Source organism: Gammaproteobacteria bacterium, from assembly GCA_029881255.1.
Classification (GTDB): domain Bacteria; phylum Pseudomonadota; class Gammaproteobacteria; order S012-40; family S012-40; genus JAOUMY01.
The window spans coordinates 1-16,421 of the sequence record JAOUMY010000006.1 but is presented as its reverse complement, the minus strand read 5'-3'; the positions used below and the strand labels follow the sequence as shown (position 1 = coordinate 16,421).

Genomic DNA, 16,421 nt, shown 5'->3' with positions numbered 1-16,421 from the left:
ATGAATGATGTAATTCGAGATCAGGCCGCCGAGGGCAGACCGTGTAAGATGTTTCCGCGTACCGGCCGCGTAAGAAACGCATTTAGTACAAAGCGCCAGTTCAAATCCTGCGTACGATTAATGGGTAAGAGCATTAACATGCGTGCCATGATGCAATAGCCAAACACTACCCGCGCGACAGTGCCAATAGCTGGAATCCACAACACCCAGAAGAATCCCTCAGGCATGGCAGAAAGCAAAACGCTGAGGTAACCGAGCCGGATCTGTACGGTAAAGCTGCTCAGGCTTCTATCGCGAATAGCAAAGTGCAACAATTGCCACACGCCGATAGCCAATGCCGCGTTATAGGCCAGTGGCTCAATCGTGACAGCAAACCACAGACAGATGCTGGACGCCAGCCAGTACCACCATGCGACATCTTTATAGTCCAGCATTAGCATGACGCACCTCCCAAGCTGCGTTGTTATAGACGCTGTTGTTTGACAGTGGTCGAGTGCCGTGTAAGAACCAACTCACTGTATACAGGGCGCGTTCTCGAGAACTGTCCGGCGTTGTGGTAGCTTGTCTTTTCGTATCCTGAATGTTTGAAGCTTTCATGTTTTCCTCCTGTTGATGAAATGTGGTTTTGGCGGTTATGCCGCCGACAGGTAAAAGTCTAGGGGAACCAGGCTGGAGGAAATATTCACGATCATGTAGCATCTAACTACACTTTATGTAGTAAGCAGCTACAACCTGTGGAGAAAGGTGTTTTTATGGAATATGGACAGTTTTGTCCGATCGCCAAGGCCTCGGAAATCATCGGTGAAAAATGGACGATACTCATCATTCGCGAGCTGTTGATGGGGGCAACGCGGTTTAATGTGTTTCAACGAGGGCTCGGGCAGATTTCTCCTACGCTATTGTCCAAGCGCTTGCAGTTTCTGGTAGATCAGGGCCTGGCGGTAAAGAAAAAAATTCCGGGTCAACAGGGATATGAGTACTTCCCAACAGCGTCATGCAAGGAATTACTGCCGGTAATTAAGGCCCTGGGTGACTGGGGGATGTGTTGGGCCAGAAGCTATATCACCAAAGACGATTATGATGTCGAATTGCTTATGCTTTATTTACAACGCAGTATCCAACCCGAGCGTCTTCCCGGTAATGAAACTGTCATACGATTTAAGTTCACAGACCTCAAAGACCTTTCTGACTGGTGGCTAATCGCGCATGAAGATGCTGTTGACGTCTGTGTGAAAGACCCCGGTAAGGAATCAGAAATCTATTTCACCTGTACCGTCAAAACCATGATCGATATCTGGATGGGAGATTTGCCTTACCGCAAGGCAATTAGCAACGGTGATTTGAAAATAGTTGGCCCCAAGGCCCTGACAAAAAACATTTTTAGCTGGATGAATCCGAGCGTTTTTGCAGATTTACCTCCAGCCGAAGCGATACAATAGTCGCTTTCGAAAAATGTCGTTGAAGTGGTAGTCAAACATCAGTACCAGTAACGCCCAATCGTCATTTTAAATTTGCCCTTATAGTTTGAGTTTTGAAACAGATATGCCGATGTCTGAGAAGTCGCAGTCTTGCTGAGTGGGAATGTATAGCCGAATGCTGTGGTCAGGTTGGTACCAGCGCTACTGCCTCACGTGATCGTATTGATCAGTGTTGGAGTACCGGAATTCTGAAGACAAACTCAGCACCACCCCACTCGGATTCCTGGCACCAGATGTGTCCGTGATGGGCATGAATAAGCTTACGACAAATCGCCAGGCCTAGACCCGTGCCACCGATTTCTTCTGTATGTTCTCCGGCTTGGGTAAACTTCTCAAATATTTGTTCTCTTTTTTCCGGTGGTACGCCTTGTCCCTGATCGGCCACGCTGACTTCAATCGCGTTTAGCTTCGTATCCATAATCGAGTCGACATCGCGTATTTTTATGCGAATTTCCTTGTGCTCCTTGGAAAATTTTATGGCGTTACTCAGTAGATTGATAAGCACTTGTGACAGCCTCGTCGAATCGGCCTCGGTTATTCCGGTTTTGGCGGTATATTCTGTCGACAGAGTAATGTGTCTGGCCTTTAGAAGTGCTCGCTGTTCCTCTACACAATCGTCTACGATGTCTTTAACGCAAACCTGTTCAAGTTTGAGTTGGAGTTTATTGGCTTCGAGTTTGGCAAAGTCCAGTAAGTCGTCAAGCAATGTTTTTAGTCTATTACCGCTTTTTTGTATGTTTTCGAAGTATTTTTCTAGCTTCTCCTGATCTAGAGGAGTGGTTTTATCCGTCTTAGCCTTGCCTAGTTGTGCGAAGGCCAGTATGCCGTGCATGGGCGTGCGTAGTTCGTGGCTGACGTTGTTCAGGAATTCGGACTTAGCACGGTTTGCTTCTTGCGATTTTTCAATTAAGTGCAGCAATTGTTTTTCTTTTTCCTTCTTCTCGGTCAAGTCACGAATAATTGCGGAGAAAAGTCGTTCACCCTCGATAAGATTGACTTCACTTACCGATATCTCGATAGGGAAGTGTTGGCCGTTTTTACGTTCGGCCGTGAGCTCTATAGTCCTGTCGACGACTTTTCGCTCACCGGTATCATGGTACGTTTGCATAAATTTATCATGTCTGTCTCTATACGACTCTGGCATGATTAGTTTTACATTTTTTCCGATAATTTCATCCGCGGCATATCCAAACATTTTGGAAGCGGCATTGTTGAAAGATATGACTTTACCTTTTCTGTCGATTGTGATGATGGCATCTACAGCCAGGTTGAGTATTGTGCTTAACTTGGCCTCATTTGCCCTGGCGCGAAGCGTTTCTCGCTCCAGGTTTTTTGCCCACAAACGTGTTTCAGAAGTAAAAGCAAAATACACAGGCAAACCAAAAACGAGAAACAGGACAGAAAATCCTACGGTGAAAAACAATTCGATACGAAGACGCTCATCAACATATGCTGTTGGGATATCTGCGCCGACGATGAACTTCGTCCCGTCTTTTGAAAAAACCGGAATAAACACGCTACGAAAACTCCCCCAGTGATCCTGCGTGTCGTGAAAGAATGGCTGCTCTGCCTCGAACGATTGATAGATATGCGCTTGCGCCTCTTCGTAGAGATAGAAGTAATAGCCGCCACCATTGAGTTCCTGGGTATCCTCATCTGTTCCATTGCCAGCAGTAAAATAGACCTTGTCGTTTTGTTTAATCATGGAGTAGACATAGTAGACGTCGTTAACTTTTACGTATTCATTCATCCGCAAAAGCAGTTCCCTGTCCTGCTCTTTCGATAGATCAGATTTACGCATGTTTTTGTGGTGTAAGTCTTCGGGGATGATATAGAGCAGATTTCTCGCGGCATTCACCAGACGCAAATCCAGGGCGGCCATTAAATCATTTTTTTCCGTTTGGTAATTGTGTACAGAAAAACCGACTACCCAAGCCACATATAGTGAAAAAGCCACGAAAAATCGATTTAACTTCATAAAAGTGTCTGGAAAGAGACCTTTAGTTGATGGTTTCTTAATCGACCGTCCAAGGGGAATATATACCCCAATAAATCAGTAGGCTCGACGAAAAATGGCGCTCAATATCCTGATATTATTTATGTATATTACGGAAATTAGAATGACATAGAAATTTAAGAGTTTAGGCGAAAAGACGCTACAAAAAACAATATTAGAAATTTAAAATACCGACAATTTTGAGGCTGTGTAACATTATGAAAACACGAAATAATATTTTATCTGCAGTAGTCTTAACAACAGTGTTGTCTGGTTGCGGTGAACCGGTACCTATAAAAACCAGTACCGATAACACGAGTAATCTGACTAAACCGCCGCTGCTTGGGCTGGATTCGACCAAGTCCCTGACCTTACCTGTCTCTGTGCAGGCGGCATTTAACGACGACACCATGTTTTTTCAGGTGACCTGGCAGGGAGATAGGGGCGACGCTCATGATTATCTCCACTACACTAATGGCCAGTGGCAAAGAGAGGGTTTTCATCGTCGTGAGTCACAAAGCTCAATCGACAATGATGCACGGCGTGGCAGGACAAATGCCACTTCGACTATCTGGGAATCAAGAGTGACTTTTTTTATCGACGATCCTACGGGCCCAAATGCGGTTCAGGGATTTGAGAAATTCGGCTGTTTTCTGGTTTGTCACGACGATAGTCGCTTCATGCCTGAATGGGATGCGACGTCTGATTTGACCATGTATTTGCCCGACGAGCGACCGGGCAAACTGGATTTGTGGCATCACCGTTTAGGTCGTGCGAATCCCATCGGCTGGAGTGATGACCAATATGTCACAACCAAATCGCCGTCCGAGCCGTTGGCGGGAGGTCGTCATGGTGATAGTGGCACTAGCCCCTATCAGACGAATGAGCTTGTCAACGGCAGTCCGACATACGTGCTTGATCCGGCCACGACGGGTGGCTTGTATGCGTTTAAGTTTGGCGAAGTGTTTAGCAGCCCGTATCGCTTTTTCATGGCTCCGGGAACGACGAATGCGCAATTTATTGCGCCGTCTGGTGTGGCTAGTTCAGTTGATTTTGCTACGGTCGGTAGCAGCTATATTCCGCAGGAAGGCGACGCTGTTCCTCGTAGACGTCTGCGTACACCTACGGGTAGCCGCGGCGATATCAGCGCGATAAACACCACCTTTACGCCTACCAGTGCCGATGGCTTAACGGGAATTGTTCGGTCAAATGTGCAACGTGCATTGCAGACCATGAATGACGATGACACTCAGTTAGCACAAGGAGGCGTCTACAATATCGCCTTTGCGATTAACATAGGATTCATCACCGTTCGTGATCACTATGTTAGTTTTCCCATGAAGATATCGCTCGGCAGTAGTCAGGCCGATATACAGGCTACGTATTTTGCTGGATCAGGCAAGACTACGCCGCCCAATTTCAGTGATACCAGTACTTATCCTGTTAAGCAGTTCAATGTATTCCTGCCGGGCATCACCAGCTATGAGTTTCTGACGGGACAAAATACCAGTAAGACATATATAGATCCGCAAACCAGCGCAAGTATAGGTCAGGTTCACGGTGGTACATCCGGGCTGACAGCGCAAGGCCTGGGTTGTCCTGATTGTCATACAGTGACATCAACAGATTTCTATGACACTACTATCCGCAACGGCTTTTTCGCCGGGACCATGGCAAATCTCGTATCGAGACGTGGCGGTGTTCACACGCCGACACCGTTACCTCCATTGTAAAAATATTTTGTTTAGTCGAAACTGCACACTGGCAAGTTAGCCAGTGTGCAACTATATCTATTGCATCAGGTTGCTGAATCGCATTAGGTGTCAACGAGGTCTTACAGTTTTGAGGAGAGAGGCATGACTCGCAATGGTTTTTTGGTGTGTGTGGTATTTTATCTAGCGATAGCAAGTGGATTGGCAATCGCCGAATCAAGGGTACAACCATTTGTGCTTGCAAGCGAAGAAGGTAGCGACTTGGGTGCTGCCCTTTCCAATACAAAAGACAAACTCACCCAGGCGCAGTTTACGGTGCTTGGATCATATAGCCCGTATGGCAACTCACAAGTCATCGCATTTACCAGTGAGCAACTCAAACAGCGCAGTCTGAAAAGCGAGCGTGGTGGATATGGCGCGGTGATGCGGGCGTCGGCAACCGTGGTCGACGGTAAGGTGCAAATTGCCTACACCAACCCCATCTATTGGTCGAGCGCCTATCGTCTGAAAGAGGACAATGCAGACGTCTATGAAAAGCTAAAGACTGTGCTTGGCTTTACCAGGGAATTCGGTTCTGGTGATAAAGTGCTGACTGCCGCAGATATGCGTAAATATCATTACACCATGATGATGGAATACTTCGATGATCCAAGTGAGTTGAACGATTTTGACAACCATGACGAAGCGGTCAAGGCGGTTGCCGGAAATCTGCAAGCCAAAAAAGGCGGCGCGAGCGAAGTGTATCGTCTGAGCCTGGGCATGGATAGCAGTGGACAGGAGATGACGGTATTCGGTGTCGGTCTTGGCGCAGAAAATTGCAGCGGTGATCAATACATCATGTCGCGCATCGACAAGGACAACCCACGCAGTACGGCCCATTTACCCTATGAACTCATGGTGTACGGAAACGAAGTCGAGGCCCTGTATGCACGATTTCGTATTGCGGTAAGTTGGCCCCATCTGCCGATGATGCAAAGCGATACTGGCGCGACATTTTTCAGCATTATGTGCGCGCCGGGTGAGATTGAAGATGCGCTTGAAGCGGTGGCGGGGAAGTAGCATTCATTCAGGGCAAAGCACAAACCTGTCGAATTAACAGACAGTGTTCGAACATTTTTCTGTTGACCCGGTTCCCTGCGCAAACCAATGTGTTTGCGCAGGGCGGTCATATAGGGATATAGGATCAGAATTGAGTGGGTGATAAACAATTCTCGCAATCGTATCTATTTCCAGAACTCCACATAAAAGTTGACGTCCTCAAGCGCTCGGATTTGATGCATTCGACTGGGTGGAACGACGCCTGGGCGGTCCGCACTTAAGACCTCAATCTTGCCATCGTCAAGAAACTCAAGAACCAGTTTTCCTTTTAGGATATTAATCACACCCCATACCCCAGATTTGAGATTGTGATCTTTTAATAGACCAGCGGGAATACTGTTACGATCAAATACGTCTGTTTTACGAAAGGCTGTTACGTCTATTGGTAGCGTGTTCATATAAATACTCCTGCATTATTTAAAGCGAAAGACCCGATGGCAATCGACACATGACTTCAACATGGCGTTGACCTGCTCAAGCGTATTGTTCGGTTCACCAAAGTCCCTGGCATCTCGTGCGATAACATCCATTGCCTCATGAACGCCGCGCCCCATTTGACGAAAGGTCATAGGCAGTTGCTTGCCAATTTGTGGTGGCGTAGCCTGCATGGCTGCCATGCCCATAGGTGTCGCTGTACTTACTACGCTATTCATATCTTTGCGCAGTGCAGCGTCCATAATGGTCTGTACGGATTCGAGCAGGTGTCGCATCTCTGCAAGCACAAACGCCTTGGCCTCCGGATCCAGTTCTATCGGCGTTCGCATATCCGCCGAGGTATCTTGTGCGCGAACCAGGCTGGCATTGCTTAGTAAGGCGAGGAAAACAGTTGTAACGACAAAAATGCGTGTGTTCATGGCTTTCTCCATTCAGTTGCGTCTGGCTTATTATCGCCTATTGGCTATAATTCCATAATTGCAAATATTGGGAATATCTGTTTCATAAATGGGATGATAGATACTAACGCATTGATTTACTATGCCTATGTGGTCGAGGAAGGTTCGTTTCAGGCGGCCGCGAATCGGCTTGGGATTCCGAAATCCACGCTCAGCCGGCAGATCAGCGCCCTGGAATCCGCACTTAAAGTGCAGTTGTTGCATCGCACTACCCGGCATTTATCGGTCACCGAGGCAGGCGAACAATTGCTTCCTTCCTGTCAGCGTCTGGCAGAAGAACAGCGACTCATTCAGGATTTATCGCAGGATATTTCGTCACAGCCTCGCGGGACTATCCGCATTACGGCTCCGGTTACAGCCGGGCGTATTTTTCTGTCGCGTTGGTTAGCTGAGTTTTGCGTGCAATTTCCCGAAATCGTACTCGATGTCAATTTAAGTGATGAAGAACAAAACATGGCGGCGCAGGGTTTTGATGTCGCGATACGCGTGGGGTACTTGAGAGATTCGACGCTGGTCAGTCGCCCGCTCGCAACGACGCCAAGAATTGTGTGTGCCAGCCCGGAATTATTACAGCAACATCGAATAGAAAGCGTTTCAGATCTCTGCAACATACCCGCAATTGTGTATTCGCGCAGTCTTTCTAATTACAACTGGAAATTACAAAACAAAGGCAACACTGTTGATGTGCCGATAACAGCAAGACTTATCCTCAATGATATGACGTCTGTGCTCGAAGCGGTGTCGTATGCTGCCGGTATTGCCCTGGTCCCGGCAATGGTTGCCAATGTTTATATTCAAAACGGTCGTTTGCAGCGTGTGTTACCTGAGTATCAGGGAGAAGAGGCACCCTTTCATTTGATTTACCTACGGCGGGAAAACTTGCCCAATAAAACACGTTTGCTTATCGAACACATTCTTCAGCGCGCGAAACAAGAACGGGAGCTATTTCAGTAGCGGAGTGGTGCGGGTAAGTTCTGTACTTGTCTGAACGGAAGTTAGTTTTTTGCCGAAAACACGTTGTGACAATACCACTTCTTTTCTATCTAGATAGCACTTTTGTCGTGTGTTGTATTGAAGCATCGATAGTTGAAAGGTGTTCAATATGCGCAGCGTGTGGATCCTGATGTGGTCGTGGGACGCGGGGTTTACCGCAAAAATTCGCCACGCCGATATTGCCTTGAAGCAAGGTGCAGTGGAAAGTAGTTTTCCTGATCTTGGATTTGTGCCTTTATGACATCTCGCTGGTGAAATGCGTTTCAATAAACAGTGGCACATACAAAGCGACATAGATGCGATAGGTTCAAAGTATGGACACGCCATCGATTTTGGTATGTTTGTTCAATATCGCCTGCACAAGAACTGGACTATGGGGGTAGGGTATCGCACCGTCGAAGGTGGAGCGGATGTTGATGTGGTCTACAATTTTGCCTGGTTGCATTATGCGGGTTTGCGCTTGCAAGCCAACTACTAATCTTGCCGTATTGAGTCGCGTGAGGGGACAGACCACTGTTTTCGGATAAGACCAGGATGCTTTGACAGTAGAATTATCAAATATATTCCGCAGATATATGTCGCGCAGCTTGCACGCGCAATTTAACTTAGCGAACTGAGCGGCTTACAACTGCTGTGCTAGATGAGTTATCGATTGAAAACGTTTAGTCATGCCTAATCGGAGTTGCATATAAGGAATCACTGTTTGACTTGTTAAACCTCGATCAGGGACAATTCCTACGCACATAAAATCAAGAATAGGGATCTCGTCACGCTATCCCACTTTATGTCGTTGCATATGTTTTCCATAAGAGAGGGATTGATGTCGCACCTTAGCAAATCTATCGCATACAAGTCTGCCATACTTGGCTTGTCTATTTTCGCCATACCAGTGGTACATGCCTTTCCGCTGGTAGAAGGTTCTACTTTTTTGGACTTAAACCAGTTTTCGGTGAGCGATACAGGAACCGCAGCTATATTGAATACCGCTGCAGGTGGTTTCGACGTTGATGTTGCAGATCCTACCGAGTTTAGCGGCGACACGACACCAACTATCACCAGCACATTAGGGGCAGTCACTGGTCGTTCCAGTTCTTTGCCAACCTGGGACGCAGGTTTTTTGTGGGATGAGAACAATCAAATGGGGACGGATATCTATCTTTCCCAGTTAAGCCAGGGTGGTGGAGCGACTGCATATGTGAGCTGGACAGTGGAAGTCAATGGAACCGGTGTCTTGTCTGCAATGATTGACTATGCAATTGACCTGAATGTCGTCAACGATACTGATGGCGTATATGCCGAAGGTTTGTCGGAGGTAATATTACAGATTAGCGACGGGACAGGCGGCGTGGTGGATGATATTGCTCGTATGGGTAACTACTATTACAGCAGCGGCGTGCTTCCTGACGATGCGCCGAACGGTCAGTTATACACTGAGTGGGCATACGATACCTGCGAAACCCAAATTATCGGAACCAATCCCGATGGCACGTTAATGACTTCCGTAAACTGTAATCCCATGCAACTCATGATTAGCGTGAATGCCGCGAATTTTGCGACGATAAATGATCGTCCGGGATATATTGCAAATGTTACTCCCGGAACTACACCAACGCCGGTTCCTGCGCCAGGTACGTTATACCTTCTCGCTGGTGGCGCGTTGATGTTGCTGCGACGTCAGTCTTGATGATTCCTCTAGACTAGCGTTGCTTTCAATTGATTTAATTCGTGTCACTGAAAATAATTAACAGTATTTTGTGCTGCATATTAATACGCGCAATGCAAAATACCGTTATTCCTTGCCTTTAAGCATATCCTTCAGTTTGTCGAAGGGATTGTGTGTTGCGGCTGATGTGCTCTTCTTTGTAGTTGCTGTCGCGCCATTCTGTGCTTCCAGCTGCCGTTGATGCTCGTTGTCATGACAATAAACGCACAATAATTCCCAGTTGCTTCCATCGGGTGGGTTATTGTCGTGATTGTGGTCTCGGTGATGTACGGTGAGTTCGTGCAGATTTGCGCGATGGAATTCCCGCGTGCAGCGACCGCAGATGTGCGGAAACATCTTCAGAGCTTGTTCCCGATAACCTTGTTCGCGTTTCTCACGATCGCGTCGGGCCTGTTCAACAATTTTGTCCAGTTTGTTGTCGGTTGATTTCATATCGACAGCGGCAGGGGTTGGCAAACCCCGTCCTTCTCCTGATCAGTCCAAATGAGATTTTGAGCAGGATTCTTAAACCGTTTTGATTTAAAAAGCAAATATTTCTTATTTTCTCGCGAACAATGTGTACTCCCCGATTTCTGAGCTGAATTGCACTTTATTCTCAATAGAAATCCGGCGCGGGTAAGTGCTTGCTCCAGACTTTCAGTAGTCAGCGAGTAGATTCTCGGAACACTGCCCTATGACTACCTACGGGCTCTGGTAGGGCAGGAAAGCTGGTTTATAATAGCGATTCCGATTTAGAGAAAGTCCCAATTGAAAACACGTCTTCTTGATCTGGATGACTTTTTGATTCGCCATGCGGAGTTGTGGCGACCTCAGCCGTATCGGGAGATGCGTCCCGTGTGGTGTGAATACTATCCAGATCTTAGCGCATATTTGCTCGGTCTTGACGATGATACACTCACGCGCCTGGGACAAGATTCTACTGCTTTGCTTTCTCAGGTGACGCGCTATATTCCTGAATTGGCTAAACTCACCGTGTTGTGTGCTATACCCAGGTCCGCAGTTTCAGTTAACGAATTGAACGAAGCACAGTTTGGATGGGAAGTCCCAGGACGAAAAAAACGTCAAATCGAACGTTTCAGCCATGCGCTAACAAACACAGGGACGACACTGCTCGAGTGGTGTGGTGGCAAAGGCCACCTCGGGCGCACTCTTGGAAAACTGTGGCAACAGCGTGTAGAGACTGTTGAATGGAATCAGGTCTTGTGCGAAGAGGGACAACGATTGTCTGCCCGCGCGGGTGTGGAGCAGATTTTTCATGTCGAGGATGCGCTTGATAGTCGCACGCTCAAGCACCTTAACGGTAAACACGTTCTTGCATTACATGCATGTGGTGATCTGCATCGCCAACTGATACATGGCGCACAATCAGCGACGACCAAAGCACTGGACATCGCCCCTTGTTGCTACCATCTTGGTCGTCATGATAGCTATATAGCTTTTAACAAAGATCTGGCATTAAAACTCAGTCGTGACGATATGCGCCTCGCTGTTACCGGCAGCGAAACTGCGCCACATGCGCAACTCGTATTGCGCGACAAGGAAATGGCCTGGAAACTGGGATACGAGATGTTGCGCAGGCAACAGTATCCCGATGTGGCATTTCAAAATATTCGACCTATTGATAAACCGTGGCTAAAACTGTCATTTGAAGCGTTCTGTGAAAAACTGGCACAGCGCGAGGGCGATGAGTTGGCTGGGGATACCGATTGGCAAGCGATAGAAAAACTGGCCTGGCAGCGGCAAGGCGAAGTCATGCGACTGAGCCTGCTGCGGCAACTATTTAGACGTGCGATCGAATTGTGGATGGTGTTCGATATGGCGACTTTTCTTGAATCCAAAGGATACAAGGTGAATGTTTCGGAGTTTTGTACAAGCGAAATTACGCCCAGGAATATTCTGGTGTCGGCACACGTGAATGACTAACACTAATTGAAGTTGATCTTCTATGTCGTACTGGTTTTGTAAAACGCGACTTAGTCAACAGGGAGTGACATCGATAGTCTTCACGAGGATAGACAATAAATGCATCCACCACAATTACCGTAGTATTTTCAACAAGCGTCTTCGCCAACTTGATCGGAGAGATTGTTGAAACGCTTGGAACAATCACAGTTCGATCCTTTCCATTCTTCCTGCTTCCCTACTCAAAACGTTGCATTTGAAAATTTACTATTCACTTTTTAACAAAATTGATCTTACGTATATTCAAGAATTACGTCTCTGAACACGTTATAAGAAAGGTAAACAGGCCTTCGGATTTTGATTGAATATCACTGGGTTTGTAAAAGATTGTGTCTGTCGTCCATAGTTTGTGTAGTTTTTTCCCAAACAACAGTGCCGACGGACAATATTTTTCCGCGGACCAATTCCGTATCCCGCGTAGATAACACTGAAGTATACAATATGCAGGCTAGGATACTCGACAATATTATCGATATGACTTCGCAGCGCGATGTCGACATGCTGAATCGTTCATTTGTAAATATCCTTATCGATCTCACTTCTGTTTCCTCTGTTTCACTATTGAATTTTGCGCGCAACGGTAAGTACCACATAGCGGAAGAACTTGAACGGGTAGAGGCGAGATCTGGCGAGGGTAATTGCCTGATTTGGTCTGACCGAAAGAAACCAGTAAAGACTGATAGCGCAATACAGCAATGTGCAAAAACGGTTAAGCCTGTGAATATGTCAATTGAGGGTGGTCGCTATAGATTGATCTACCCGATTTTTCGTGAAGGTAGTGTGCTAGGGATTATATCGTTAGTCAGTGAGAGAAACTTATCCAAATACCATGTGATTATCGAGAGACTTACCAATATTTACAATAATTTTATGGTGGTTATGGATAAGAGTGAGAGAGATAAGCTAACCGGGTTGTTGAACCGTCGTAGCTTTGATCACAAACTAAAACGCTTACTGCAACTTCAGGAAATCAACCAGAAAAAAGAAGTTGAAGATGATTGTGAAGGAAATCTTCGCCAGTTACATGATAATTCCAGTGCCTGGCTGGTTATCCTGGATATCGATCATTTCAAGCGGGTTAACGATCAATTTGGTCACATGTATGGTGACGAAGTGATTTTGACATTGTCACAACAAATGAAGAAGTGTTTTCGGTCATCCGATTTACTATTTCGGTTTGGTGGAGAAGAGTTCATCGTCGTGCTTGCTCCTATACCAATGGAAACAGCGGCGAACGTACTCAACCGTTTTCGCAATACCATGGAGACGTATTCATTCCCTATGGTGGGTACAGTGACCGTAAGCATTGGCTACGCTAAAATTACCGAGCAAGACTACCCTCCGATCATACTGGAACGAGCCGACAAGGCACTTTACTACGCAAAAGAGAACGGACGAAATTCAGTCTACAATTTTGAGACTCTGGTCAAGGAAGGTAGTATCGTAGCTGATGTTGAAACCGGTGAAATCGATATATTTTAGAGACTCGTTATGCTGCTGGAAATCCGATTATTATCACATCTCTTTCGTTTATAGAGATCAAACGAATGAGGTTTAGCGCAATATCAAATGATCTGTCGTCAAACCATCGTCCTAGTTTCCATTGGTACTATATTTCATCAGACTGACATTGTTTACACCACCAACAGACACAAGGCCATGCGAAACGATTTCGCCATGCCCCTGGTAACTGGCGATGTTCGGGGTGTAAAGGCAGACTTCGTCTGACTCGCACAAACCGTTGTCGTTGCCGCTACCGTCATTGGAAATTTCCACAGCATTTCGTAGAAACGTTGTTGTCGACGTGTTCGACCACTGGTGCACGGCAGTGCCTATGGCTGGAGAAGGAAGATCAAGTGAGGCGCGTAACACGCTGTCGCTTTGCAGCAATCGCCAGTCTCGTATTTGGCAAGTTAGGCCTGACACACAAGGACCCTGATTAATGCCCCAGGTACGATATTCATGCTCAAAGTTCAGCCAGTCGTTAATGCCGGAGAAGTCAATTTCACCATCGACGTGTGGAGAATAGTTTTCAGTATCTGTAGTAACCATTGCGGTGAAAGAAGAAGTCAGGACAATACCGGTAGTCGAGTTAAAGTCGGAACTGCCCGTCGCGACGCAGAGCCCTTCGTGGGTGGCATCGTCAGCTATTGTGTCGTCTTGTAGATCGCCGCTGCTCGATTCCGCATCTACGAGACAGTCATACCCAACCCCTACGGTGTCGTTGTTCCCGAACTTGAGTTCACCTGTAAAATAGTTACCTTGCGCATTGGTTTGCAGCTCTACGCCAGCAAGTCCATTATGCGCTGTGGCGAAATTCGATAAGGTGTTGTTCTGTGACCAGACCAGTAACGCACCCTGTTCACCGTTATTGTTTATAGCCACATTGCCAATGACATTGTTATGTGAGTAATCCAGGTCCAATCCGGTTAAGACGTTGTTCGCCAGTGTCGCATTACTGATAACGTTGTTGTCTGCGCTGTTAAGGCGTAATCCCCGATTGTTGTTTACCGAGGTTATATTCGAAACCAAGCTGTTGGATAGCTGGCTAAGCTGAACGCCAGCATTAGAGTTATTGGCCGACATCACGTTGTCTAATATGATGCCCGAGCCGCTAGTAATTGTTACTCCCCGCTTGTTTCCAAAAGATTGCACATCAGTTATTCTCACGCCTGACGAGTCATTGACATGTACTCCGTGAGTCCCGTTGCCGATCGACTGGACTCGAGAGAGTGTATTGAAGTTTGAGCCGAAGACCAGGGAAATTCCGTGATCGATTTGACTGTTGCTTACGAGCACGTCAGATAGTGTGTTGTTGGTGGAGCTATCAATTCGAACGCCGAAGTCCAGGCTTTTGTCGACGGTGATGTTGCTAAATGTGCTGAAGTCAACCTTGTAAATAGACAGCCCATTTTGGCCACTATTGGCAACATAAATATTGTTTAGCGAATTGTCTGATGAGTTTTCGATGCGGATTCCATTGTTATCGTTGTCAAATACGAATAGGTTGCTGACGGTATTTCCGCTAGACGCTGTTTCAATCTTGAGACCATTTCCACTAGCGCTATTGATTAGCTGCGCGAGTGACAATACATTGTCGGTTGACCGACGTAGCAGTATCCCTTGATAAGAATTATTATCTGCCGTCACAAAGGAAAGATGGTTACTACTTGAGTCAACGATAAAAATACCGGTGTCCTGATTTAACGTATTGGTGCCATTCGCCTCTAAATTCCTCAGTACAGAAAATTTAGTGAAAGACAGCGACACAGCGACGCGGTTCCCTGGGGCATTAATTATTCCTTCTAACCATAGAAAGTTCCGCGAATCAGCGAGTAGTGTGTTAGAGCTGTTACCTGCTCCGGTCAGCGATACGTCTGGTTGAACAACAAGCGCGATCTTGTTTGCTGTTATGTTGTAATTGGCAAGCGGGTCGGTGGTGACTACATACACGGCTCCTTCTGCCGCCAATTCACCACCATCATTGTCTTCCACGATGGGGTTGCTATACCACTTGCTTGAGGTCGTTGTGAAAAGTGTATTTCCCGCAAGTTTTACAGTGACAGCGTTGGGCTTCCATTCAAGTGTGGCAAAGTCGATCATTTCGGAAAGAAAGAATTGTCGTGCGATGTTGTAACTATTGCCAGAGACAAAGATGTCGCTGTCAAGACTAAGTTCCGTTTCGCTGTCAACACTCACGACTGTACTCAAGTCAAAGCTGCTGACATTGATGACTATATCGCCGCTGCGCACGCCGTCAGTTATAAAGTGTGCAGTTGTATCAATGAGTTTGTTTGTCGCTTCGCTGCTACTCGCTCCTTGCATAAAGGTGCTCGAGCGCAGCCCGCTGGAGATCATACGTACCGGGTTACTGGAGTCGTCACAGAACCAGTCAAAGACACCAAGCGCGTCGCTTGCGCTAAGTCCAGCGCAGCTAGTGTAGCCGGTGATCTCGACTGAGCGTTTTTCGCCGCCGTGCAGGCAGCTAGAATACGCACCACCCTCGCTGCCATCACAGGCTGTTGCAGGATCGGCGGCACGCACGTAGTCATTCCAATTAGGTGCAGCTGAAAACAACGCGGCCACATCGGGTACCGGAGTACTGACAGTGATGTCTAGGACCAATGAAGTGTTACCGGTATTGCCGGCGCTATCGGTGGCGGTGGCTGTCAGGTTATGCGCGCCTAAAGCTATCGCAATAGTGGTCAGGCTCCAGTTACCACTCGCATTCGTAGTAGCGGTACCGATTAATGTAGAGCCGTCGCTATTATAGAGACGTATTACGCTGCCTGCTTCTGCTGTACCCTGGATCTGAGGCGTATCGGTGTTGACAGTTGAGCCTGTGCTTGGACTGGTGATTACCGGTGCCGCAGGTGCTGTGAAATCAATAAAAACCTTGATTGATGGTGACGAGGTACTAGTGTTCGCCGCCGCATCCGTGGCCTTTGCTGTCAACGTATGCTCACCGTAACCGTTCATTTCGTGACGTCCTTCTTTAAATAGTACTCCCCATTTAGAATTCCCTCATCGTTTCACAACGGCCATGAGGATATTATGAGCAACACC

The 16,421-nt window shown here is 47.0% G+C and carries 16 protein-coding genes; 9 read left to right on the top strand and 7 right to left on the bottom strand.

Features of this window, described 5'->3' with window-relative positions; translation table 11 throughout:
* Window positions 1-20 precede the first annotated feature (20 nt).
* Window positions 21-440: a hypothetical protein gene (locus OEZ43_12635; GenBank protein ID MDH5546433.1), complete on the bottom strand. Its 420-nt coding sequence runs from the start codon at window positions 438-440 to the stop codon at window positions 21-23.
* Complete coding sequence (locus OEZ43_12630; protein MDH5546432.1) at window positions 421-597, bottom strand: hypothetical protein; 177 nt, start codon at window positions 595-597, stop codon at window positions 421-423. Before OEZ43_12630 ends, OEZ43_12635 begins: the two co-directional genes overlap by 20 nt.
* A gap of 155 nt (window positions 598-752) precedes the next feature.
* Between OEZ43_12630 and OEZ43_12625 the strand changes: the two genes are divergently transcribed.
* A complete protein-coding gene (locus tag OEZ43_12625; protein ID MDH5546431.1) occupies window positions 753-1,439 on the top strand; it encodes a helix-turn-helix transcriptional regulator in 687 nt (228 codons plus the stop codon).
* Window positions 1,440-1,644: 205 nt separating this feature from the next.
* Here the strand turns inward: OEZ43_12625 and OEZ43_12620 are convergent, their stop codons facing one another.
* Window positions 1,645-3,456, bottom strand: a complete 1,812-nt coding sequence (locus tag OEZ43_12620) for a PAS domain-containing sensor histidine kinase (GenBank protein ID MDH5546430.1) — start codon at window positions 3,454-3,456, stop codon at window positions 1,645-1,647.
* Between the two features lie 236 nt (window positions 3,457-3,692).
* On the opposite strand from OEZ43_12620, the gene OEZ43_12615 reads away from it, so the two are divergent.
* Together OEZ43_12615 and OEZ43_12610 are read left to right on the top strand one after the other, a co-directional pair.
* Entirely contained in the window at window positions 3,693-5,207 is a 1,515-nt protein-coding gene (locus tag OEZ43_12615; protein MDH5546429.1) for an ethylbenzene dehydrogenase-related protein, read from the top strand.
* Between the two features lie 123 nt (window positions 5,208-5,330).
* Window positions 5,331-6,245, top strand: coding sequence for a hypothetical protein (locus OEZ43_12610; protein ID MDH5546428.1), 915 nt, complete (start codon window positions 5,331-5,333; stop codon window positions 6,243-6,245).
* 164 nt (window positions 6,246-6,409) lie between these two features.
* On the opposite strand, the gene OEZ43_12605 is transcribed toward OEZ43_12610, so the two are convergent.
* Both OEZ43_12605 and OEZ43_12600 read right to left on the bottom strand, forming a co-directional pair.
* Window positions 6,410-6,682, bottom strand: a complete 273-nt coding sequence (locus OEZ43_12605) for a DUF1971 domain-containing protein (protein ID MDH5546427.1) — start codon at window positions 6,680-6,682, stop codon at window positions 6,410-6,412.
* Window positions 6,683-6,697: 15 nt separating this feature from the next.
* Window positions 6,698-7,138, bottom strand: a complete 441-nt coding sequence (locus OEZ43_12600) for a hypothetical protein (GenBank protein ID MDH5546426.1) — start codon at window positions 7,136-7,138, stop codon at window positions 6,698-6,700.
* A gap of 93 nt (window positions 7,139-7,231) precedes the next feature.
* On the opposite strand from OEZ43_12600, the gene OEZ43_12595 reads away from it, so the two are divergent.
* The 4 genes from OEZ43_12595 (at window position 7,232) to OEZ43_12580 (ending at window position 9,854) form a co-directional block, all read left to right on the top strand.
* Window positions 7,232-8,131, top strand: coding sequence for a LysR family transcriptional regulator (locus OEZ43_12595; GenBank protein ID MDH5546425.1), 900 nt, complete (start codon window positions 7,232-7,234; stop codon window positions 8,129-8,131).
* Window positions 8,132-8,279: 148 nt separating this feature from the next.
* The gene (locus tag OEZ43_12590; protein ID MDH5546424.1) at window positions 8,280-8,411 is read left to right on the top strand and encodes a hypothetical protein; all 132 of its coding nucleotides are present in this window, start codon (window positions 8,280-8,282) and stop codon (window positions 8,409-8,411) included.
* 15 nt (window positions 8,412-8,426) lie between these two features.
* Window positions 8,427-8,648 carry a hypothetical protein gene (locus OEZ43_12585; protein ID MDH5546423.1) on the top strand — a complete coding sequence of 74 codons (222 nt, stop codon included), beginning with the start codon at window positions 8,427-8,429 and terminating at the stop codon, window positions 8,646-8,648.
* A gap of 342 nt (window positions 8,649-8,990) precedes the next feature.
* Window positions 8,991-9,854, top strand: a complete 864-nt coding sequence (locus OEZ43_12580) for a hypothetical protein (protein ID MDH5546422.1) — start codon at window positions 8,991-8,993, stop codon at window positions 9,852-9,854.
* A 105-nt stretch (window positions 9,855-9,959) separates the two neighbouring features.
* Here the strand turns inward: OEZ43_12580 and OEZ43_12575 are convergent, their stop codons facing one another.
* Complete coding sequence (locus OEZ43_12575; protein MDH5546421.1) at window positions 9,960-10,325, bottom strand: YajD family HNH nuclease; 366 nt, start codon at window positions 10,323-10,325, stop codon at window positions 9,960-9,962.
* 315 nt (window positions 10,326-10,640) lie between these two features.
* Between OEZ43_12575 and OEZ43_12570 the strand changes: the two genes are divergently transcribed.
* Together OEZ43_12570 and OEZ43_12565 are read left to right on the top strand one after the other, a co-directional pair.
* A complete protein-coding gene (locus OEZ43_12570; protein ID MDH5546420.1) occupies window positions 10,641-11,816 on the top strand; it encodes an SAM-dependent methyltransferase in 1,176 nt (391 codons plus the stop codon).
* Between the two features lie 480 nt (window positions 11,817-12,296).
* Window positions 12,297-13,337, top strand: a complete 1,041-nt coding sequence (locus OEZ43_12565; protein ID MDH5546419.1) for a GGDEF domain-containing protein — start codon at window positions 12,297-12,299, stop codon at window positions 13,335-13,337.
* 111 nt (window positions 13,338-13,448) lie between these two features.
* Here the strand turns inward: OEZ43_12565 and OEZ43_12560 are convergent, their stop codons facing one another.
* On the bottom strand, window positions 13,449-16,334 hold the full coding sequence (locus tag OEZ43_12560) for a right-handed parallel beta-helix repeat-containing protein (protein MDH5546418.1): 2,886 nt from the start codon (window positions 16,332-16,334) through the stop codon (window positions 13,449-13,451).
* Between the last annotated feature and the right edge of the window lie 87 nt (window positions 16,335-16,421).